This window comes from Bradyrhizobium sp. (genome assembly GCF_049512235.1).
Lineage (GTDB): Bacteria > Pseudomonadota > Alphaproteobacteria > Rhizobiales > Xanthobacteraceae > Bradyrhizobium.
In genome coordinates, this window is sequence record NZ_JBEKXH010000010.1 from 1 (window position 1) to 19,432 (window position 19,432).

Consider the following 19,432-nt stretch of genomic DNA (forward strand, 5'->3'; position numbering starts at 1 on the left):
GCCGGGTGTTTTCCGGTGCCTCGCTGTGAATACTCGTGTGCGTGATGGCCGTTTTCTGCACGCGAGGCTGCGGGTGCCACTGGGCATCCGGCATTCCCCACGCCCTCTGTTTGGGCGGAAGTTTCCTGGCAAAGCCCGGGCGCGCCGCGCCGCGGGGCTGCGAACGTATGTTGAAAGTGCCCGTCATTGCGAGGAGCCCTTGCGACGAAGCAATCCAGCTTTCTCTCCGCGGCGCCAAAGCTGGATTGCTTCGCTAACGCTCGCAATGACGATCTCAGACTATCCTTGCTCGGCTGTTTGAAAAGTGCATCGGAAATTTGTAGGGTGGCAAAGCCGCGGGGTCGCGCGTATGCGCGAACCGATGGAGTGCCCACCAACTTAAGAATCATCTCAAGCAAGAGGTGGGCAACGGCGCGAAGAGCGCCTTTTGCTTAACCCTACGAATCCAACACAGGCGAATCCAACACAGGCAAATCCAGCACAGGAACCTGGATGCCCCTGTTTCCGCCCCTGTATTAACAGGGCTTAACAGGGAAAAAGGTGTGGTCTTTCGAGACACAACTTTCGCAATCGAACGGAAAGCCCTGCTGTTCGGGACGGCGGCGAGGCCAGGTCGATCGAGCTCTGGAATACTGGGTCGCCCGGTCAAGCCGGGCGATGACAGATTTGCTCAATGGCCTGCAGAAGCCGCTATTCGACGGTAACATATTTCCGCCAGTTATGGCTTTCCTTGAATCCCAAGACCTCGCGCGCCTTGCGGTTGGACAGCGGAGCCTCGAACTCACCCAGTTCCCTGGTGACGGGAACACCGGGGCAATAGCGCTTGAGGACTTCGCGGGTCGGAATGGTGGCGGTGATGGTGTCGTTGACGGCGTTGAAGACCTGGAAGCCGAGGCCGTCCTTCTGGATCGCCAGATGCACGATCTCGCCGAGGTCGCGGGCGTCGATATAGGCCCAGGCATTGCGCTTGCGCGACGGCAGGTTGGCCAGGAAGCCGGGAAACATGTCGTACTCATGCGGTTCGATGACGTTGCCGATCCGCAAGGCATAGATGTCGATGACGTAGCGCATCGCGAAGGCGCGCGCGCACTTTTCGTTCACGACCTTGGACAGGCCATAGGAGTCCATCGGATCGATGTCATAGTCCTCCTCGAGCGGAAAGCTGTGAAAATTCTTGTCGCCTTCGGCAAAGCACACGCCATAGGTGGTCTCGCTGGAGGCGATGATGATCTTGCGGACGCCGAGTTTTGCGGCGGCCTCGATCACGTTGTAGGTCGCGATGGTGTTGACCCGGAAGGTCTCGTTGTCGGGCTCGATCAGCACGCGCGGGATCGCGGCGAAATGCACCACCGCATCGGGCGGCGACGGCGGCTTTCCGGCGTTGAAACCGCCGAAGCCGAAATGCGTGGTCAGGGCATTGAAGGCCTGGCCGCTGTCGGTCAGATCGGCGATCAGGGTGCCGATCCCCTTGTGATCGAACGGCTTGAGGTCGACGTTGAGCAGGTCATAACCCTTGCCCTGCAGATGCGGCAGGACATGCCGGCCGGCCTTGCCCGTTCCGCCGGTGAATACCACGCGCTTGGCTGTCATTTGCGTTTTCTTCCCTGGTTGGTCTGAGGGTGAAGATGTGCCGGCGGCTCAATCCGGAAGCCGGAAATTCCGGATACGGTCGAATGTGACCGCGATGATAATGAACGAGCCGACGAAGGTACCCTGCCAGAACGCGCTGATGCCGAGAAGCCCGAGGCTGTTGCGGATCACCTCGATCAATGCCGAGCCGATCAGCGCGCCGAACGCCGTGCCGATGCCGCCGGCGAGATTGGCGCCGCCGATGACGGCCGCGGCAATCACCTGAAGCTCCATGCCGGCGCCGAGATTGGTGGTGACCGCGCCGAGCCATCCGGTTTCGATCACGCCTGCGATGCCGGCCGAGAGCGCCGAGATCATGTAGACGGCGACCTTGGTCCGGCGCACCGGCACGCCGGTCACGATCGCCGCATGCTCATTGCCGCCGATTGCGAACGCATAGCGGCCGAACCGCGTGAAATGCAGGACGAAGCCGGTCAGCAGCGCCAGCACGATCATGTAGATCACCGGATTGGCGATCCCGAACAGCCAGGCGCCACCGCCGAGAAACAACAGCTTGTCGTGATCCGGACCGAACTGGAATACCACCGTGTTGTTGGATGCGACCATGGCGAGGCTGCGCGCAATCGACAGCATGCCGAGCGTGACGACGAAGGGCGGGATGCCCAGATAGGCGATCAGCACGCCGTTGATGGCGCCGATCAAAAGCGCGGTTCCGAGCGACGCGGCGATGCCGACCTCGATGCTGTAACCGGCATGCATGACGACGGCGAGGATCATGCTGCACAGGCACAGCACCGAGCCGACCGACAGATCGATGCCGCCGGTGATGATCACGATGGTCATGCCGAGCGCGATCACCGCGACGAAGGTAAAATTGCGGGCGACGTTGAAAATGTTGTTGGAGGTCGCGAACGAATTGGTCGCAAACGACAGAAAAATACAGGCCACGCAGACCGCGAGCAGGACCCAGAAGGCCTGGCGCTGTGTCAGCCAGGCGAGAAGCGGAAACCTTGCGCGCTTGACGCCATCGTCGAACTGAATGTCCATCCATGAAACTTTCGGTTTTGATTAAATGAGCGGTCCCGCCGTCACAGCGCGTGCTCGATGGCCCCGGTGATCAGCCCCGTCACCTCCTCCGGCGAACTGGCGGCCACCGGCTTGTCGGCGACCTTGCGGCCGCGGCGCAGCACCACGACACGATCGGCGATCGTGAACACGTCGGGCATGCGGTGACTGATCAGGACAATGGCGATGCCGCGATCCCGCAACAGACGGATCAGGTTCAAGACCTCGGCGACCTGCCGCACCGATATCGCCGCCGTCGGCTCGTCCATCAGGATGATCCTGGCGTCGGCGATCCGGGTTCGGGCGATGGCCACCGCCTGCCGCTGGCCGCCGGACATCTGTCGCACCAGGTCGCGCGGCCGGGTTTCGGAGCGAAGCTCGGCAAAGATCTGCCCGGCGCGGCGATACATGGTGGCGTAGTCGAGCACCTTGAAGGGACCAAGACCCTGGCGAATTTCGCGGCCAAGAAAGACATTGGCGGCGGCGCTGAGATTGTCGCAAAGCGCGAGATCCTGGTGCACGATCTCGATGCCATGCTGGCGCGCCTCGATCGGCCGGTGCATGATCAGGTTGCGGCCCTCCATCGTCAGTTCGCCGTGGCTGGGGCGAAAATTTCCGGCCACGATCTTGGCCAAAGTGGACTTGCCGGCGCCGTTGTCACCCATCAGGCCCACCACCTGCCCGGGATCGAGCGACAGCGAAACATCATTGAGGGCATGAACGGCACCGAAATGCTTCGAAATATTCCTCAGTTCGAGAAGAGCCATTCCGGCCTTTGCCTTCCGCGGAGCAGATACGCTGGAGTTTTGAGGTGTTGAGGTGTCGTTGGGGTGCATCGCAAGGGAACGCATTGAAATACAGCGTCTCCAGCCAGTCAATGATGTCCGTGCGATGACGTCGAGCCGGTTCGCGGACATAAAGAATTCGTGGTGGTGCAGTGCACCAAAAGTTTCCCAACCATAGTCTCTATTGCTCACCGCACCGACATCGATCACTATCTTTCATTGTTAAGCGATATCCGGATCAAACCCCGCTGACAATGGGAGCTTTGCTCCGGCAAATTTTTGGAAAAACGGGCGAATGCTCGCTATAGAGAGGGACAAAAATGAGGGAGGGACCAATGAATAAACTACTGTTAGCCGTGAGCGTCGCGGCGCTGACCATGTCGGCCGGCTCCGCCATGGCTCAGAAGAAAGAGCTCGTCATCGTCGTCAAGGGCCTGGATAATCCATTCTTTGAAGCCATTCATCAGGGCTGCGAGAAGTGGAACAAGGAGAACGCGAGCTCCGCCTATCACTGCTTCTATACCGGGCCGGCCTCGACCTCGGATGAGGCGGGCGAAGCCCAGATCGTCCAGGATATTCTCGGCAAGTCCGACACCGCGGCGATCGCGATTTCGCCTTCGAACGCGCCCTTGATCGCCAACGCCATCAAGGCGGCCGCGCCAAAAATCCCGGTGATGACCGTCGACGCCGATCTCAAGAAGGAAGATGCCGCGCTGCGCAAGACCTATCTCGGCACCGATAATTACCTGATGGGGGTTCGGCTCGGTGAATACCTGAAGAAGGCCAAGCCGAAAGGCGGCACGGTCTGCCTGATCGAGGGCAATGCCGCCGCAGACAACATTCTGCGCCGCGCATCCGGATCGCGCGATGCCCTGTCCGGAAAGAAGGGGCTGGATCGGCTCAAGGGCGAAGGCGGCTGGACCGAGATCTCGGGCTGTCCGGTGTTCACCAATGACGATGGGCCAAAGGGCGTCCAGGCGATGTCGGACATCCTGACCGCCAATCCGAAAATCGATGCGTTCGTGATCGAGGGCGGCTGGCCGCTGTTCGGCGCGCCGCAGCCCTACCGTCAGCTCACCGATCAATACAAGAAGCAGATCGACAGCAAGGATCTGGTGATCGTCGCCGCCGATACCATCGGTGACGAGGTCCCGCTGGCCAAGGAGGGCCGGGTCGAAGCACTGGTGGGCCAGCGGCCATTCGAGATGGGCTACAAGGCACCCTCGGTCATGATCAATCTGATCGAGGGCAAGAAAGTCGAGGATCCGGTATTTACCGGCCTCGACGAATGCACCAAGGCTACCGCCGATACCTGCATTCAAAAATAGCGCCGCGCCACCCATAGCCGTCGTCGCCCGGCTTGACTTGGTCAAGCCGGGCGGCGACTACGGTTCACCCCAGCAGCACGCGGGGTTCGGGACGGCCGACGGCACCGACATCGAGAATAAATGTCCTGCCATGGTGCGGATCGGCGGCCCTCTCCTCCTCATCCATGCCTTCCCAGGCCGAGGTGACCAGCAGCCGGTCGAAATCCTTGCCGACGAAGACGGGGCAACTCGGTTGTCTGGCCGGTACGCGGAGGGTGCGAACGCGCTCGCCTTGCGGCGTGTAGACGTCGACGCAGCCGCTGCCCCATCGCGCATTCCAGATCAGCCCTTCGGCATCGACCACGGCGCCATCGAGGCTGCCTGGTCTGCCGCGATGGTCCACCAAGGCCTCAGGGCTTCCGATCGGCATGGCGTTGACGGGATCGACGGCGACGCGATGAAGAATGCCCTCGCGGCTATCCGCAAAATAAGCGGTGGCGCCATCCGGCGCGAAGCAGATGGCGTTCGGGATGGCGATGGCGGCGTAGAGCCGCTTCAGTTCGCCACGATGAAAGTGATAGATCGCGCCCGCATCCTGTTCCGCCTGGCGGCCCATGGTGCCGATCCACAACGCCCCGCAGGGATGAACGCGGCCATCGTTTGAACGCGTCGCCGCATTGCCGGCCTCGAGCGGCGTGTGCAGTGTGAGACGGCCTTGGATGATATCGCGGACATAAAGACCATCTTCGGCCGCGATCAGCTGGCGCCGGTCGTCGATGACGGCCAGGGCGCTGGCCATGACGGGAAGCGCATGTGAGGCGATCGCACCGGTCTGAAGATCGGCCTGAAACAAAGTGCGATCGAGAATGTCGAACCACCAGGCGGTGCCGGTCACGGGATCAAAGGTGCAGCCTTCGCCGAGATGGCAATGCTGCTCGCTCAGGATCGTGATGCCGACGTCTTCCACCCTTTCCTCCCCTGGCACCTCGCTCGGCGCAGGCCGTCAGATCGCGGAAAACCGATAGAGCAAGACATGACGATAGGTTTGGCCGGGATCGAGCCGCGCCGACGGATAGTCCGGACGGTTCGGCGCGTCGGGCCAGGTCTGCGGCTCCAGGCACAGCGCATCATACTGGCGATGGACCCGGCGATATTTTCCGGTGGTGCCGCCGTCCAGAAAATTGCCCGAATAGAATTGAAGCCCCGGCTGGTTGGTCCAGAGCTCGAGGGTGCGGCCCGAGCCCGGGTCTTCGACGCGCGCGGCAAAACGGGCGTCCGTCGTGGTCCCGCCGCGCAGGCAGTAACAGTGATCATAGCCGTCGCGGATCTGGATCTGCGGGTCCGCGTCATGCAGGCGCGCGCCGACGCCATGCGGGGCGCGGAAATCGAAGGGCGTGCCATCGACCACGGTTGGGGCACCCAGGGGTATGCCGTCCGCCCTGACCGGCAGGTAATCGTCGGCTGCAATCGTCAACCGGTGGTCGAGAATGCCGCCACCGGCCTCGACCCCCGCAAGATTGAAAAAACTGTGATTGGTCAGATTGACGATGGTCGGCTGGTCGCTCACCGCCGAGAATGTCACCGAAAGCTCCCTGCCGCCGGAAATGCAATAGGTGATGCTGGCTTGCAGCGCGCCGGGAAAGCCTTCCTCCCCCTCCGCACTCCGATAGGACAGTGTAACGAAAGGCGACGGATTTTCGCCGGCGGACGTGACGGTCCAGTTCTTGCGATCGAAACCCGAGGAACCTCCGTGCAGGGTATTGGGACCATCATTGGCGGGCAATACATAACGACGGCCGTCGAGCTCGAACCTGCCGTCGGCGATGCGGTTGGCATAACGTCCAATCGTCGCGCCAAGGAAGCGCCGCTCCGCGACGTAGCCGGCGAGATTATCCCGGCCGAGCACGACGTCGGCGAGACGCCGGTCGCGATCTGGAACATACAAAGACTGGATCGCCGCGCCAAATGTGATGACGCGGACCTCGAATCCGTCATCGCCACGCAGCGTCACCATTTCGCAGGGTATTCCTTCCGGTAAATGCCCGAAAATCTGCCGCACGAGCCTCTGTGGCGCCGCAGGCATGTCCGACCGTGTCATGCTCACTCCCCGATGAACGGCTCGACTTCGCGGCGCCGGCCAGCCATGAAAGCGTCGGCGACATGAACCAGCGGCGAAAGATCGACGTCAGAGACGCCGTTGGCGATCAGTTCGACGAAGCGCCGGTAGATGCCGCGATACTCGGCCGGCTTTTCATCGACCAGGGTCCGGCCGTCGAGATCGAGCCGGCTGCCGCCGGAAGAAAGCGTCAGAACACCGCCGTCGGTTACGACTTTTATATCCCAGGTCTGCGGACCGGTCTGGCGCCAGTCGAACTCTGCCCGGATCGGCAGGCCGGCGGCGTCGGAAAAGTTGAGATCGGCCGCGATCGGGGCGCCGCGATTGCCAGGAAAAGACAATTCGGCTTGGGTCAGAAAAAACGGCCGCGGCAGGATACGGGTCAGAATGGACAATGCATTGATGCCGGGATCGAACACCCCGAACCCGCCGGGCTGCCAGATCCATTCCTGCCGGGGATGCCAGACTTTGACGTCCTCCTTCCACTCAACAGCGACCGATTTGATTTGGCGCTCGGCGAGGAAGGCTCTGGCCGGTTCCACCGCGGGCGCAAAACGGGAATGCCAGGTCGCGAACAGGGTCTTGCCCGACTGCCGTGCCGCTGAGATCAGGGGCGTGAGTTCGCCGATGGTGGCGCCCGGAGGCTTTTCGAGCAGCACATGCTTGCCCGCCTTCAGCGCCGCCGCGGCTTGCGCATGACGGACCAGAGGCGGCGTGCACAGCGCGACGGCATCGATAGCAGGGCCGGTGGCAAGCAGTTCCTCGAGGGTGGCAAAATGCGGCGTCCCCGCGATGGAGGCATGGCGGCTGGCGACGGCCACCAGTTCAATGCCCGTTGTGCCGGCGATCGCCGGGATATGCTGGTCTTTGGCGATTTTGCCGAGACCTACGATGGCAACGCGGATGGCGGTCACGGCAGCTTGTTCCGGATGCGAGCAACGACGCGACGCAAAAACACTGGGCGTGGAGCGGGCGAAGGGAATCGAACCCTCGTATGCAGCTTGGGAAGCTGCCGTTCTGCCATTGAACTACGCCCGCGGACGCCTAAGCCATCTGATGTAGCCGAGACCGCGGGCGCCGCCAAGCGGGGTTGGCGAATTGTCCCCTCCCCGCCCGGCTTGGCCGCATTTTTCGGATGCGGCGGCTTACGACAGTGCTATGATCCCCCCGGGGGCGGCTGGGGCGATGGCGGGGCGCGGGTACACTGTATTTGACACGGCAATTGGCCGGTGCGGCATCGCATGGGGCGATTCCGGCATTGTCGGCGTGCAGCTTCCGGAAGCCCGCGAGATCGAAACCCGCGGCCGAATACTGCGCCAGTATCCCGACGCCCGCGAACTCCGCCGGCCGCTGCATGTCGAAATCGCCATCGAAGGCATTGCCGCGCTGCTGCGCGGTGCAGCCCGCGAGCTCTCCGACCTCACCCTCGATATGAGCGGCCTCCCCGGCTTCAATCAGCGCGTCTACGCGCTGACGCGGGCGATCCCGAGGGGCGAAACCCGCACCTACGGCGAAATCGCCAAGCAGCTTGGGGCTTCCGGCGCCGTGCATTCGGTGGCGCAGGCGCTCTCCCGCAACCCTTTTGTCATAATCGTGCCCTGTCACCGCGTTCTCGATGCCGGCGGGTACGCGGACAAAATGTCCTTGAACGGCGGCACGATCTCCAAGCGCCGGCTGCTCTCGATCGAAGGCGCACATTGCGGCGTCAACAGCAAGACCCTGTTCGACGTGCTGCTTCCGGTTGCTCCGCCACGCCCTCAGGGCTAAAATTGCGGCATGACAAGAACGACTTTGCTGCAGCGCCAATCGATCTCGGTGTCCGATTTCCGCTGCAGTGCCGGCCCTGACGACACGCCGTTTGTAGAGCAGTATCGCTGCCACTCGGTGTCCTATGTCCGCAAGGGCAGCTTCGGCTGCCGCTGCCGTGGCCGCTGCTTCGAACTGGTGGCCGGTTCGATCCTGGTCGGCTATCCCGGCGACGAATTCGTCTGCACCCACGACCACGTCTGCGGCGACGAGTGCCTGTCGTTCTACTTGAGTCCGGAGCTGGTGCAGGCGATCGGCGACCGGACGGAGGTCTGGCGGGTCGGCGCCGCGCCGCCGCTGCCGGAATTGATGGTGCTCGGCGAGCTGGCGCAGGCCGCTGCCGAGGGGCGCAGCGATGTCGGCCTCGATGAAGTCGGACAGATGTTCGCCAGCCGATTTGTCGAGGTGGTCTCCGGGCGGCACCGCGCGCCTGCGCCGGCCGCGGCCCGGGATCGCCGCCGCGCGGTCGAAACCGCGCTGTGGATCGACGCGCATTCGCACCGGGCAATCGACCTCGAGGACGCCGCTGCCGAGGCCGGTCTCAGCCCGTTCCACTTCCTGCGGCTGTTCTCAGGCGTGCTCGGCGTCACCCCGCACCAATATCTGGTGCGCTCGCGGCTGCGTCACGCCGCGCGGCTGTTGGCCAACCCTGGCATTTCCATCACCGATGTCGCCTATGACGTCGGCTTCGGCGATCTCTCCAACTTTGTGCGCACCTTCCACCGCGCCGCAGGCGTCTCGCCGCGCCGGTTCCGGCAAGCCTCGCGGGGATTGCGCAAGAATTTCCAAGAACGCCATGCCTTGAACTGATGGGGTGATCCCCGTAGCGCGCGAGTCTCGAACGCGCCATCGAACTGGAGATCATCATGTACGACCACATCGGACTGAAAGTCAGAAATCTCGACGCCAGCGTGCGCTTCTACACCGCGGCGTTGGCGCCGCTCGGATATGTCTTGTGTTCCCGCGACGAGGGCGGCGCAGGTTTTGGCCCCAAGGGCGAGCCGGCGCTCTGGCTTTATTCGCACAGCGGACCTGACGGCGCCGGTACCCACATCGCGTTCCGCGCGCCCGATCATGCGGCGATCGGCAAATTCCACAGCGCGGGCGTGAAGGCCGGTGGCCGCGACAACGGCGCCGCCGGCCCGCGCAGCGATTACAGCCCGAGCTATTTCGCCGCGTTCCTGACCGACCCCGACGGCAACAATGTCGAAGCGGTTTGTACGTAGCGCAAGCGCCGACAACCATTGCGTCATTCCGGGCTCGCTCGCCCTGCTCGCACCCTCAGACGCGCCAGTTGGCGCGTCGGGGAATGACGAGCGTGAAAATGATATCCGCTCAACCTCAACCACTCCAACAGCAGGACCAACTCACATGGCGTCGCTCCACAAGGACATTCCGATCGATGCTCACTCCGACGAGGTATGGGCCGCGGTTCGCGATTTCGGCAGCGTGCATCGGCGGCTGGCGCCGGGGTTTGTGACCAACGCGCGGCTCGATGGCGAGGCACGCATCGTCACCTTCGCCAATGGCACGGTGGCGCGCGAACTTTTGGTCGATTGCGACGAGCCGCGGCGGCGGTTGGTCTATGCCATCATCAGCGAGCGGGTGAAGCATTATAGCGCGTCGGTGCAGGTCCTGGCCGACGGCGAGGCGCACGCCCGGCTGATCTGGATCGTCGACGTATTGCCCAATGAAGTCGCGCCCTATATCGACGGCCAGATGGATCAGGCCGCCGTCGCCATGCAGAAGGCCTTGGGGCGCATTGGCGGCAAGATTCCCGGCGGATTGCAGCCCTGATTGGCCAACCCCCGCGCGCGTCCGCGCGAATGTGATTTCTCTCACAGAAAGCTTATTTGGCATTCTCTAGCCTCGGCGCGCGCGTCCGGTTTGCATCGCTTCCGCGGAGCGCGCGCATGCGAGGAGAGAACCATGACTGGAGCTGACAAGGTGGTGTGCCAGGCAGCGACACTGCTGCTGCTGTTTACGCTGACAACGGTCCCGGCCAAGGCCCAATTCGCGGGATTTGGCGGCGGAGGCGGCAGCGACATGATGACCCAGATGGCGCCGATGCTCGAAATGATGAAGGCGAAGATGGGCAAGCGCCGCTTCGGCATGATGATGCAAACCGTGGGGCCGATGATGAGCCAAATGATGGACAGTGGTGGCGGCCTTGGCGCAATGGTGGGCGGCGGCGGCATTCCCGGCGGCCTCGGCGGCGGCGCGGGCTTTGCGCCTGATGGCGGCGGCAATGTCCTCGGCACGCTCGGCGGCAGCGGCAGCGGCGGCGGCGACCTGATGGCCATGATTCCGCAGCTGATGCAGATGGCCAATTTCGGCGGCGGCCATGGCCACCGCCGGCACCGGCGGCGCTAATCCACTATTGCCGAAAGTGCGGGACGAACTTGCGCATAGGTGCCGCGCTTTGGTTCCCATCGGGTCAAGATGACGCTCGAAGTCGACAGCAGGCCCAGCACCGCCATCGATGCCGCCGCCAGGGCGAAGAAATTCGCAGGCGTGGCATCGTGCACCGACAGCCACCAGCCGCCGAGCGCGATGAATGCCAGCCGCGCGCTTTGCGCCAGCACCGGGCCGAGAACCTTGGCCGCGCCCTGCGAGGAGAAATACATCGACATCGCGAGCCCAATGAAGGCGTACATCGGGGCCGCCGTCGACAGATATTGCCGGCTGGCGGCGCGCACGCCGGGGTCGCCGGTAAAGATATTGACCCAGAGGTCGGGGAAAACAGCGATCAAGGTGCCGATCGCCCCGACCGCCACGAACGAGACAAAACCCGCGGTCCAGGCAATCCGGCGCGCGCGGGCGATCCGTTCGGCGCCGATCGCCATGCCGATCATCGGCACCGATGCGATGCCGAACGCGAACGCGACCGAGGTCAGCATGAATTCGAGCCGGGCGCCGATGCCGTAGCCGGCCAGAACAGCCGTGCCGAAACCCGCCAGCATATGGGTGAAGATGCTGATGCTGAGCACCGACTGCAGCGGCGAGAAACAGGAGACGACGCCGACCTTGAGAATGTCTGCGAACATCGCCCGCTGAACGCGCAACCCCCGGATCGTGGGGATGACGCGCGCCCGTCCGGAGAACAGATACCAGGCCATCACCGCGATAGAGATCAAATAGGCGATCAGCGAACCCGAGGCGACGCCGCGCATGCCGAACTGCGGGATCGGACCAAGGCCGAGGCCGAGCGTGCCGCCGAGAATGATCTGACAGACCGCGGAGTTGAGGATCATCAGCGACGGCAGCTTCATGTTGCCGGTGCCGCGCAAAATTCCCGCCATGGTGTTCATCAGCCAGGGCAGCACGGCGCCACCGAAAAAGATCTGCGCATAGCCTGTGGCGTTACTCAGTACGTTGCCGCGGCCGCCGAGCAATCGCAGCACGGCGGGGCCGAAGATCAGCATGCCCAGCATGAAGGTCAGCCCGAAGCAGATGCCGATCAAAAGCGCGTGCGCGGCAAGCGCCGAGGCGCGGTCGACATCGCCAGCCCCGAGCGCGCGGGCCACCGCCGACGCCACGCCGCCGCCCATGGCGCCACCCGACATCGTCATGGTCAGGATCACGATCGTCAAGATACCTGCCATCGATGTCGCACGCAGTCGAAGAAGCGTCAGCGAGTGGTTGACTGGCGCAAGGGTGGCCTGAACCGATTGGTGGCTGGTCGTGTCCGGGCTGTTGGCGGGCATCCATGCTTTTTCGGTCAAGCACCGATAGACTTTCGCCCGACCCCCGGATCGCTTATGATACTGCGATCAATCGCATTTTTGCATTATTGGCGCAGCTTTGGCCGCGATTGGTTGTGCATATCATATATTACAACCTTTACTCATACGAAACCTGGGATGAGGACCTTCCAACCGTCATTGCGCTTTTCTGCGGCGGCGATGGATTGCTTCGCTCAATCGAGCGCGCGTTCGCGCGCCCGATTGGCTCGCAATGACGAGCCTGGATATGCACCCTATCAGCGTTCACACCCGGAAATGTTTGCTGAGCTTCAATCCCTGGGCCTGGTAGTTGGAGCCGATGCGCTGGCCGTACAAGGCATCGGGCCGCGCCAGCATTTTTTCATATACCAGCCGGCCGACGATCTGGCCGTGCTCGAGGATGAACGGCACTTCGCGCGAGCGCACTTCCAAAACCGCGCGCGAGCCCTGCCCGCCGGCACCGGCATAGCCGAAGCCCGGATCGAAGAAGCCGGCATAGTGCACGCGGAATTCGCCGACCAGGGGATCAAACGGCACCATTTCGGCGGCGTAGTCCGGCGGCACCTGGACGGCTTCCTTGGAAGCGAGAATATAGAACTCGCCGGGATCGAGGATCAGGCTGCCATCGGGGCGCGCCGCGATCGCCTCCCAGAATTCATCGACCGCGTAACCGCCGCGGCGGTCGATATCGATCACGCCGGTGTGGCGCTTGGCGCGGTAGCCTACAAATCCATTACCGCTTTGGCCCGAGAGATCGACGCTCAGCGCCACACCGCTGACGAGGTCGGCATCGTCGCAGTCGACCAGCCGCTCTTGTTCGTGCAGCACTTCGAGTTCGTCCTCGGTGAGTACGGCATCGCCAGTGCGAAAGCGGACCTGGCTCAGCCTTGAACCCTCGCGCAGCAGCACCGGAAAGGTTTTCGGGCTGATCTCGGCATAGAGCGGGCCGTGATAGCCGGCGCCGATGCTGTCGAACCGCCGCGTGCCGTCCGCGATCACGCGCGTGAACACGTCGAGCCGCCCGGTCGAGCTTTTCGGATTGGCCGCGGCGACGATCTCCGGCGGCAGCGCCAGGCTGATTTCGTGCAGCTTCAGTTCGTCGATGCGCTCGGCCACGGTGGCGCCCGGCCCCGGCAAAAAGCTGGCGCGGACGCGGAAGGCGATGTCGCCGAGGCGCAGATCGAGGCTCGCCGGCTGGATCTGGCTTTCGACGAAAGGATAGGCCGGCAAAATGAGGCCGGCATCCGCCATCGCCGCGATCATGCGGTCGGGCAGGATGCCATTGGCGTCGGGTTGAAGCGTGAACGGCACGGAATGGTTCCCGAATGACGTCGCGGCTGATGTCACCCACTGGACGCGGCAAATACGAACATTTACCGGTTATCCGATGGCCGCCTTGACGGAAAGGGCGCAACCGAATATCAGCTTGACTTATCCCGTGGTGATTTGAGCCGGCCGGCTTGCAGCCACGTTAAATAAGTCGCTAAACAGGCCGGGGACAATGTGATCCCGGCCTGTGCAATTTTCCAGGCCGGTTTTTTTGTGACCATTGCCTTGGGGCGTGGCCACGATGGAGGTCACATGTCTGATGCACCCGTACCCGCGTCTCCGACCGCCCGCTACCGTCCCGAGACCCGGCTGGTCCATTCCGGCAGCCTGCGCTCGCAATTTGGCGAAACCTCCGAGGCGCTGTTTCTGACGCAGGGTTTTGTCTACGACAGCGCCGAGCAATGCGAGGCCCGCTTCAAGGGCGAGGATCCCGGCTTCCTCTATTCGCGCTTTTCCAATCCCAACATCTCGATGTTCGAGCGCCGCATGATCGAGCTGGAAGGCGCCGAAGCGGCGCGCGCCACCGCCACCGGCATGGCCGCGGTGACGACCGCGGTGCTGGCGCCGCTAAAATCAGGCGACCACATGGTCGCGGCGAAAGCGATGTTCGGATCGTGCCGCTATGTGGTGGAAGACCTGCTGCCGCGCTACGGCATCCAATCCACTTTGGTCGACGGCCTCGATCTCGGACAGTGGCAGAAGGCGATGCGGCCGAACACCAAAAGCTGCTTTCTGGAAAGCCCGACCAACCCGACGCTCGACGTGCTCGACATTCCCTCGATCGCGGAAATCGCCCATGCCGCCGGCGCACGGCTGATCGTCGACAACGTGTTTGCGACGCCGATCTGGCAGAGCCCGCTGGCACTGGGCGCCGATGTCGTGGTCTATTCCGCCACCAAGCATATCGACGGCCAGGGCCGCTGCCTCGGCGGCATCATTCTGTCCTCGGAGGCGTTCATCGCCGAGCACATCCACAACTTCATGCGTCAGACCGGCCCCTCGATGTCGCCGTTCAATGCCTGGGTGCTGCTGAAGGGGCTGGAGACACTTGCAGTCCGGGTCCGCGCCCAGACCGAAACCGCCGCCACCGTCGCCAATGCCCTGGCCGAGCATCCGAAAATCTCCCGGCTGATCTATCCCGGGCGATCGGATCATCCGCAGGCCGCGTTAGTGAAAAAGCAGATGCGCGCCGGCTCGACCTTGATCGGCTTCGAGGTCAGGGGCGGTAAGCCGGCCGCTTTCCGCTTTCTCAACGCGCTGAAGCTTTCGCGGATTTCGAACAATCTCGGCGATGCCAAGAGCCTCGTCACCCATCCGGCGACGACAACGCATCAGCGGCTGACGCCGGAGGCGCGGGCCGAACTCGGCATCAGCGAGGGTTTTGTCAGATTCTCCGCCGGCCTCGAACACGCCGACGATCTGATCGAGGATTTTCAGCAAGCGCTGGAGCAGGCGTGAGCAATGAGTGGGGCGGCGCTGGCCGCAACCGCCGATTCAAACTCACATCGGCCGATAGACCTGCGCGGTGGACGGCACGTTGACGCCGAGCTTGATCTGGCCGACCGATTTGATGATGTCGTCGCCAAGCAACTGGGCGAAGCAGGCATAACCCCAGTCGTTCATATGCAGGCCATCGGCAATGACAAAACTGTCGATCGGCAGCGCCTGCTGTTCGTGCCATTCGCGCATCACCTCGAACCGCGGAAAAATGCCGATGTGCCTGAGTTGGGCGACCTTGCCGAGCAGCCGTACCATCGTGCTCGCGGTTTCCGCCCGCTCGACGATCTTCGGGGAATATTGCGGATCGACCAGCACGATATCGGCGCCCGCGGCCTGAATGCGGGCGACGCCATCCTCCACCTGCCTGGCGGTCTCGGCCGGATCGAGATTGCGCAGCACGGCATTGGTGCCGACCTGCCAGATCACCAGATCGGGCTTCATGTCGAGCACCTCTGTCTGCAGCCGCTTCATCATTTCGGGCGCGTCGTCGCCGCCCTTGCCGCGATTGATGACGGTAATGTCGGCGCTCGGATATTGCCGATGCAACTGCGCCGACAACCGGTTGGGATAGTTAAATTCAGGTGAGGTGGCGCCGTAGCCCGCGGTCGAGGACGATCCGAAGGCGACAATCACCACCGGTTCTCCCGAAGCCAGCTTGGCCGCCACATGCGACAGCCTACCCATCGGCTGGGCGCCGCCTTTCGGCGGCAGGCAGGGAACACGGCTGAAGATATCGCCGGCGGATTTCGCGGCTTGCTTGACGGTTTCGATCGCCTTGGTGGTGAGGCTCTTTGGCGGCGACGGATTGGCCTGCTCGACGGCAGCAACACTGCCCGTGCCTGCCGCGCCGGCGGCGGCAGACGCGGGAGGCTTGGCAGCTTCGGATTTTCCGCCATCGGATTTACCAGTATCGGCCAGCGCTCCCTGTTGGGCAGCCTGGGCGCACACCGGCGCCACCGCCAGCAAACCAAGAGCCGCTGCCGCGGACGCCGCCAGGATGGCCATTCTGTAGAAAGGGATGACAGATCTCATTAACACGGAACCCTTAATTCTGCTGCGCCGGGCCGAGGTGGGCCGCGCCGATCACAAATTTTGAAAGTGCGCGGCCAAGACAATCGTGGACACGCTTGGCAAGTTCGGCGCCATGGACTGCGCTGAACAGGTCGAAGTCTCCTGAATCATTCCACTGCTGCATGATCGCGAAACGGTCGAACAATGGAATGTCGTGCTGCTGCGCCACGACGCGCATATTATCGAGATAAGGCGGTGCAGACGTCATGGTTTCGGTACGCGGGCTGTATTGCAGATTGATCAAGACAACGTCGGCTCCCGCCTTTTGCATCGCAGCAACGCCTTCGTCGACCGCGCTGCGAAACTCGTCGGGATCGACAGATCGCATAGCATCGACGGTCCCGGTCTGCCAGATAACCAAAGTAGGCTTTCTATCTTCTATCAATTTGGCCATGCCGCCGGCGACTTCCTCGGCAGTTTTCTTGGCCTGTAGTTCTACGGATACGTTGACCGCGAGCGCAGGGAGTTTTTCCTTCATGATGGCCTGAAACCGGGCGGGATAGGCGCTTGCCTCCGATGAATTGATCGTCGAAGACCGGCTCCCCACCACCAGAATATCCAGCGGACGGCCGTCTTTGACGGCGTCCGCGACTTTGGGAAGCGAGCTCTCGGTGGAGAGCAGATAATCCGGGACCTCGCAACTCTGCGGCGCCGCATCCTGCGCGCACACGGACGGCGCGGCCAACAGACCGGTCAGCAGCATCAAGCCCAGGATCGCCCCTGAGTTGGACTTCATAAGCCCCCTCCCGCCATATCGGCGTTACCGGCGGCGCTTTTTGTCGGCGACGCGCCTTTGTCGGCAACGCGCTTGTACCACGAAATTACCCACGCCACGCCCCACATGATCAGAATTCCGGAAAGACTGATAACGAAATGCAACCCGGCGCCGCCGGAAACTTCGGCCAGCACGAAATGTCCGGCGAATGCCAGGAACACGCCGAGGCAGAAAATCTCCAGCGAGTGCTGTCCGCACACGATCAGCGGCCGCAGCCAGGGCGACTTCAATCCGGGCCAGTCCCGGGGCAGGAAGCGCACCGTGATCGCCGCCAGCGCCAGAAAATGCGCGAAGCGCAGCACGTCAAGATCGGTCTTGTCGATCGGATACATCCATTGCTCGAGCCGGCGCGGCATCAGATGATTCAACTGCGGGATATACCAGGTCATGGTCACGCAGAATGCCGCGAACAGATAGGCGAAGGAAATCGACAGCGTAATCCGCGACGAGAGAATCCGCGACATTCGCCGCGCGCCGCCCAGCGCGCACCAGGCGCCGAACACAAACAAAAGTTGCCAGGCGAGGGGATTGAAGGCCCAGAAGCCGTTCGGATAGGCGCTCAAATACAGATCGTAGTGCCAGGTCAGGGCATAGAGCAGGACCGACAGCCCCAGCGTGACGTCGGGCCGCCACTTCATCAGCCACAGGATTGCCGGCAGGAAAAGCATCAGCACGATATAAAGCGGCAGCACGTCCATGTTGACGGGACGAAATCGCAGCAACAGCGCCTGGACGATGGTGACGTCGGGCTGCTTGAGAAAATCCATGATGCCCATTTCTTCCGAGTACAGCGGATTCTCGAAACTGGTGGCGACATAGGAAATTTCCGCAAGAAAGATCGTGAACAGGAACACGTGGGCGACATAGATCTGCCAGACCCGCCGCAGGATCCGCGCGGTCGCAACGACGAAGCCCAACTCCAGCATGGCGCGGCCGTACACGAACGCCGCGGTATAGCCGGAGATGAAAATGAAGATTTCGGTGGCGTCGCTGAAGCCGTAATTGCGCAGCGTGAACCAGGTCAGGAGATTGGGCGGCAGGTGATCGATGAAGATCAGCCACAGCGCCAGCCCGCGAAACAGATCGAGCCGCAGTTCGCGCTCGCTGCCGATCGGAAACGAGATCGCCGGCGCCCGGGCGGCCGCTGCCGGCGCGGCGTCGCGACCGATCGCATCTGCCGCGCCGGCAAGGGGAGGTCCAGCAACTCGATCGGCAATGGAGGTCATCAGGCACCGTCGGGACGGGGTCGGCGTTCAGCTTTCGCAGCACAGCAAAGATAGTATCGGCCCGGCAGTTGCAAGCAAGACACAGGGGCCGGGACCGCGCGGGCGCGCTTTAGGTCGGAACTATGTTGAAACGACGATTGGAATTATAAGTATTCCAGGGGATGCCGCCCCATTCGGCCCGGCGATTGGTTCCTTCGGAACTTTTCGGCCGGGCGACGATTTTGGAAGATCGCCAGCCATGTACCGCGCCGTTACCCGCCAGATCGTAGTCACCGTCGAGCCGAACTTCCTGCCGGATCAGTCGTCGGTTGAAAAGCGTGAATTCGTCTGGTCCTATACCATCGTCATCACCAATACCGGCGCGGAGACCGTGCAGTTGCGCACCCGGCACTGGATCATTACCGACGCCACCGGCCGCCAGCAGGAGGTGAGGGGCGAAGGCGTGATCGGCAAGCAGCCCGTGCTCGGGCCCGGCGACCGCTTCGAATATACCAGCGGCGTGCCGCTGCCGACCGCGTCGGGCTTCATGACCGGCCGCTACCAGATGGTGAGCGCCAGCGGCGAGCGCTTCGAGATCGACGTGCCGACATTTTCGCTCGACAGCCCGGACAGCAAGCGGGTGCTGAATTAGGGGGCGGTGCGGTTTATTAGCGGCTCATTGAGATTGAGGAGAGCTGTCATACCCCGCGTAAGCAGGGTATCCAGTACGCGGCGGCTTTTCGACTTCATCACAATGCCGAGCGCCCGTTGCCCGAGAAAGCTGACGAGGTTCTCCGCGCTTTTGACCGCGCCATAGACGACAGTCCTGGTGGCCCCCAAGCGATCGCGCGCTGCCTCGGCAAGAAATCGAAAACTCGCTGGCAGCTCGGGATCGAAGTACGGCGACCGCTCCATGAAGTTGGCCATTTCGTCGAGCGCATCGCCGACGGCTGCCCGATCCGCATCGGCTTCGCCCGCGCTGATTTCATTCGCCTGCTTACGAAACTCCAGCCAGCGCTCCAGCTTGTCGATGCCCATCCGGAGCGTGATCCTGAGATGGTCGAGATCCTCTAGCTGGGCCGCATTCAGAATCGGCATGTCTTCGCCGCCCGAACGGTAGGCCGCCATCAGCCTCTCAAAGCGCTCGATCTCGTAGCC

Annotated in this window: 19 protein-coding genes, 1 tRNA gene, 1 pseudogene and 1 riboswitch; of the genes and pseudogenes, 8 read left to right on the forward strand and 13 right to left on the reverse strand. The window is 62.8% G+C overall.

The window, feature by feature from the left end; translation table 11 throughout:
- Window positions 1-690: 690 nt before the first annotated feature.
- The 3 genes and pseudogenes from ABSG20_RS01790 to ABSG20_RS01800 all read right to left on the reverse strand — a co-directional run bounded on the left by ABSG20_RS01790 (window position 691) and on the right by ABSG20_RS01800 (window position 3,422).
- Window positions 691-1,590, reverse strand: a complete 900-nt coding sequence (locus ABSG20_RS01790) for an NAD-dependent epimerase/dehydratase family protein (RefSeq protein WP_423862761.1) — start codon at window positions 1,588-1,590, stop codon at window positions 691-693.
- 48 nt (window positions 1,591-1,638) lie between these two features.
- Window positions 1,639-2,568: pseudogene (locus tag ABSG20_RS01795) on the reverse strand (ABC transporter permease); the annotation flags it as partial.
- A 110-nt stretch (window positions 2,569-2,678) separates the two neighbouring features.
- Complete coding sequence (locus ABSG20_RS01800; protein WP_423862762.1) at window positions 2,679-3,422, reverse strand: ATP-binding cassette domain-containing protein; 744 nt, start codon at window positions 3,420-3,422, stop codon at window positions 2,679-2,681.
- Window positions 3,423-3,775: 353 nt separating this feature from the next.
- On the opposite strand from ABSG20_RS01800, the gene ABSG20_RS01805 reads away from it, so the two are divergent.
- A complete protein-coding gene (locus ABSG20_RS01805; protein ID WP_423862763.1) occupies window positions 3,776-4,768 on the forward strand; it encodes a sugar-binding protein in 993 nt (330 codons plus the stop codon).
- Window positions 4,769-4,832: 64 nt separating this feature from the next.
- Here ABSG20_RS01805 and ABSG20_RS01810 read toward each other — a convergent pair whose 3' ends face one another.
- The 4 genes from ABSG20_RS01810 to ABSG20_RS01825 form a co-directional block, all read right to left on the reverse strand.
- Window positions 4,833-5,714: an SMP-30/gluconolactonase/LRE family protein gene (locus ABSG20_RS01810; protein ID WP_423862764.1), complete on the reverse strand. Its 882-nt coding sequence runs from the start codon at window positions 5,712-5,714 to the stop codon at window positions 4,833-4,835.
- Between the two features lie 36 nt (window positions 5,715-5,750).
- Window positions 5,751-6,845, reverse strand: a complete 1,095-nt coding sequence (locus tag ABSG20_RS01815) for an aldose epimerase family protein (RefSeq protein ID WP_423862765.1) — start codon at window positions 6,843-6,845, stop codon at window positions 5,751-5,753.
- 2 nt (window positions 6,846-6,847) lie between these two features.
- Window positions 6,848-7,777 carry a Gfo/Idh/MocA family protein gene (locus ABSG20_RS01820; RefSeq protein WP_423862766.1) on the reverse strand — a complete coding sequence of 310 codons (930 nt, stop codon included), beginning with the start codon at window positions 7,775-7,777 and terminating at the stop codon, window positions 6,848-6,850.
- A 50-nt stretch (window positions 7,778-7,827) separates the two neighbouring features.
- Window positions 7,828-7,901, reverse strand: a tRNA-Gly gene (locus ABSG20_RS01825).
- 147 nt (window positions 7,902-8,048) lie between these two features.
- Here ABSG20_RS01825 and ABSG20_RS01830 point away from each other — a divergent pair.
- The 5 genes from ABSG20_RS01830 (at window position 8,049) to ABSG20_RS01850 (ending at window position 11,042) form a co-directional block, all read left to right on the forward strand.
- Complete coding sequence (locus tag ABSG20_RS01830) at window positions 8,049-8,630, forward strand: methylated-DNA--[protein]-cysteine S-methyltransferase (protein WP_423862767.1); 582 nt, start codon at window positions 8,049-8,051, stop codon at window positions 8,628-8,630.
- A 9-nt stretch (window positions 8,631-8,639) separates the two neighbouring features.
- Complete coding sequence (locus ABSG20_RS01835; RefSeq protein WP_423862768.1) at window positions 8,640-9,479, forward strand: helix-turn-helix transcriptional regulator; 840 nt, start codon at window positions 8,640-8,642, stop codon at window positions 9,477-9,479.
- 56 nt (window positions 9,480-9,535) lie between these two features.
- Entirely contained in the window at window positions 9,536-9,895 is a 360-nt protein-coding gene (locus tag ABSG20_RS01840; RefSeq protein WP_423862769.1) for a VOC family protein, read from the forward strand.
- A gap of 145 nt (window positions 9,896-10,040) precedes the next feature.
- The gene (locus ABSG20_RS01845; protein WP_423862770.1) at window positions 10,041-10,466 is read left to right on the forward strand and encodes an SRPBCC family protein; all 426 of its coding nucleotides are present in this window, start codon (window positions 10,041-10,043) and stop codon (window positions 10,464-10,466) included.
- A 132-nt stretch (window positions 10,467-10,598) separates the two neighbouring features.
- Window positions 10,599-11,042 carry a hypothetical protein gene (locus ABSG20_RS01850; RefSeq protein ID WP_423862771.1) on the forward strand — a complete coding sequence of 148 codons (444 nt, stop codon included), beginning with the start codon at window positions 10,599-10,601 and terminating at the stop codon, window positions 11,040-11,042.
- Here ABSG20_RS01850 and ABSG20_RS01855 read toward each other — a convergent pair.
- Window positions 11,039-12,274, reverse strand: coding sequence for an MATE family efflux transporter (locus tag ABSG20_RS01855; RefSeq protein WP_423862772.1), 1,236 nt, complete (start codon window positions 12,272-12,274; stop codon window positions 11,039-11,041). The two genes, ABSG20_RS01850 and ABSG20_RS01855, sit on opposite strands and share 4 nt — an antisense overlap.
- 384 nt (window positions 12,275-12,658) lie before the next feature.
- The gene (locus tag ABSG20_RS01860) at window positions 12,659-13,705 is read right to left on the reverse strand and encodes a 2'-deoxycytidine 5'-triphosphate deaminase (RefSeq protein WP_423862773.1); all 1,047 of its coding nucleotides are present in this window, start codon (window positions 13,703-13,705) and stop codon (window positions 12,659-12,661) included.
- 117 nt (window positions 13,706-13,822) lie between these two features.
- Window positions 13,823-13,902, forward strand: a riboswitch (SAM riboswitch).
- A gap of 73 nt (window positions 13,903-13,975) precedes the next feature.
- Between ABSG20_RS01860 and ABSG20_RS01865 the strand changes: the two genes are divergently transcribed.
- Entirely contained in the window at window positions 13,976-15,181 is a 1,206-nt protein-coding gene (locus ABSG20_RS01865; protein WP_423862774.1) for an O-succinylhomoserine sulfhydrylase, read from the forward strand.
- 42 nt (window positions 15,182-15,223) lie between these two features.
- Here ABSG20_RS01865 and ABSG20_RS01870 read toward each other — a convergent pair whose 3' ends face one another.
- From ABSG20_RS01870 to ABSG20_RS01880, 3 genes are read right to left on the reverse strand one after another with little or no spacing between them, the layout of a single operon-like run.
- Window positions 15,224-16,255, reverse strand: a complete 1,032-nt coding sequence (locus ABSG20_RS01870) for an SGNH/GDSL hydrolase family protein (protein WP_423862775.1) — start codon at window positions 16,253-16,255, stop codon at window positions 15,224-15,226.
- Between the two features lie 13 nt (window positions 16,256-16,268).
- Window positions 16,269-17,030: an SGNH/GDSL hydrolase family protein gene (locus ABSG20_RS01875; protein WP_423862776.1), complete on the reverse strand. Its 762-nt coding sequence runs from the start codon at window positions 17,028-17,030 to the stop codon at window positions 16,269-16,271.
- Entirely contained in the window at window positions 17,027-18,295 is a 1,269-nt protein-coding gene (locus ABSG20_RS01880; RefSeq protein WP_423862777.1) for an OpgC domain-containing protein, read from the reverse strand. Before ABSG20_RS01880 ends, ABSG20_RS01875 begins: the two co-directional genes overlap by 4 nt.
- A gap of 238 nt (window positions 18,296-18,533) precedes the next feature.
- Here ABSG20_RS01880 and apaG point away from each other — a divergent pair, with 238 nt between their 5' ends.
- Window positions 18,534-18,926, forward strand: coding sequence for a Co2+/Mg2+ efflux protein ApaG (gene apaG, locus ABSG20_RS01885; RefSeq protein WP_423862778.1), 393 nt, complete (start codon window positions 18,534-18,536; stop codon window positions 18,924-18,926).
- Here the strand turns inward: apaG and ABSG20_RS01890 are convergent.
- Window positions 18,923-19,402: a hypothetical protein gene (locus ABSG20_RS01890; RefSeq protein ID WP_423862779.1), complete on the reverse strand. Its 480-nt coding sequence runs from the start codon at window positions 19,400-19,402 to the stop codon at window positions 18,923-18,925. The genes apaG and ABSG20_RS01890 overlap by 4 nt on opposite strands.
- Window positions 19,403-19,432: the final 30 nt, after the last annotated feature.

Coding starts and splice junctions, on each gene's coding strand:
- ABSG20_RS01880 (WP_423862777.1), bottom strand. CDS start 18,295: ATGACCTCCATTGCCGATCGAGTTGCTGGACCTCCCCTTGCCGGCGCG.
- ABSG20_RS01840 (WP_423862769.1), top strand. CDS start 9,536: ATGTACGACCACATCGGACTGAAAGTCAGAAATCTCGACGCCAGCGTG.
- ABSG20_RS01865 (WP_423862774.1), top strand. CDS start 13,976: ATGTCTGATGCACCCGTACCCGCGTCTCCGACCGCCCGCTACCGTCCC.
- ABSG20_RS01830 (WP_423862767.1), top strand. CDS start 8,049: ATGGCGGGGCGCGGGTACACTGTATTTGACACGGCAATTGGCCGGTGC.
- ABSG20_RS01800 (WP_423862762.1), bottom strand. CDS start 3,422: ATGGCTCTTCTCGAACTGAGGAATATTTCGAAGCATTTCGGTGCCGTT.
- ABSG20_RS01790 (WP_423862761.1), bottom strand. CDS start 1,590: ATGACAGCCAAGCGCGTGGTATTCACCGGCGGAACGGGCAAGGCCGGC.
- ABSG20_RS01870 (WP_423862775.1), bottom strand. CDS start 16,255: ATGAGATCTGTCATCCCTTTCTACAGAATGGCCATCCTGGCGGCGTCC.
- ABSG20_RS01815 (WP_423862765.1), bottom strand. CDS start 6,845: ATGACACGGTCGGACATGCCTGCGGCGCCACAGAGGCTCGTGCGGCAG.
- ABSG20_RS01890 (WP_423862779.1), bottom strand. CDS start 19,402: ATGGCGGCCTACCGTTCGGGCGGCGAAGACATGCCGATTCTGAATGCG.
- apaG (WP_423862778.1), top strand. CDS start 18,534: ATGTACCGCGCCGTTACCCGCCAGATCGTAGTCACCGTCGAGCCGAAC.
- ABSG20_RS01805 (WP_423862763.1), top strand. CDS start 3,776: ATGAATAAACTACTGTTAGCCGTGAGCGTCGCGGCGCTGACCATGTCG.
- ABSG20_RS01845 (WP_423862770.1), top strand. CDS start 10,041: ATGGCGTCGCTCCACAAGGACATTCCGATCGATGCTCACTCCGACGAG.
- ABSG20_RS01875 (WP_423862776.1), bottom strand. CDS start 17,030: ATGAAGTCCAACTCAGGGGCGATCCTGGGCTTGATGCTGCTGACCGGT.
- ABSG20_RS01850 (WP_423862771.1), top strand. CDS start 10,599: ATGACTGGAGCTGACAAGGTGGTGTGCCAGGCAGCGACACTGCTGCTG.
- ABSG20_RS01835 (WP_423862768.1), top strand. CDS start 8,640: ATGACAAGAACGACTTTGCTGCAGCGCCAATCGATCTCGGTGTCCGAT.
- ABSG20_RS01855 (WP_423862772.1), bottom strand. CDS start 12,274: ATGGCAGGTATCTTGACGATCGTGATCCTGACCATGACGATGTCGGGT.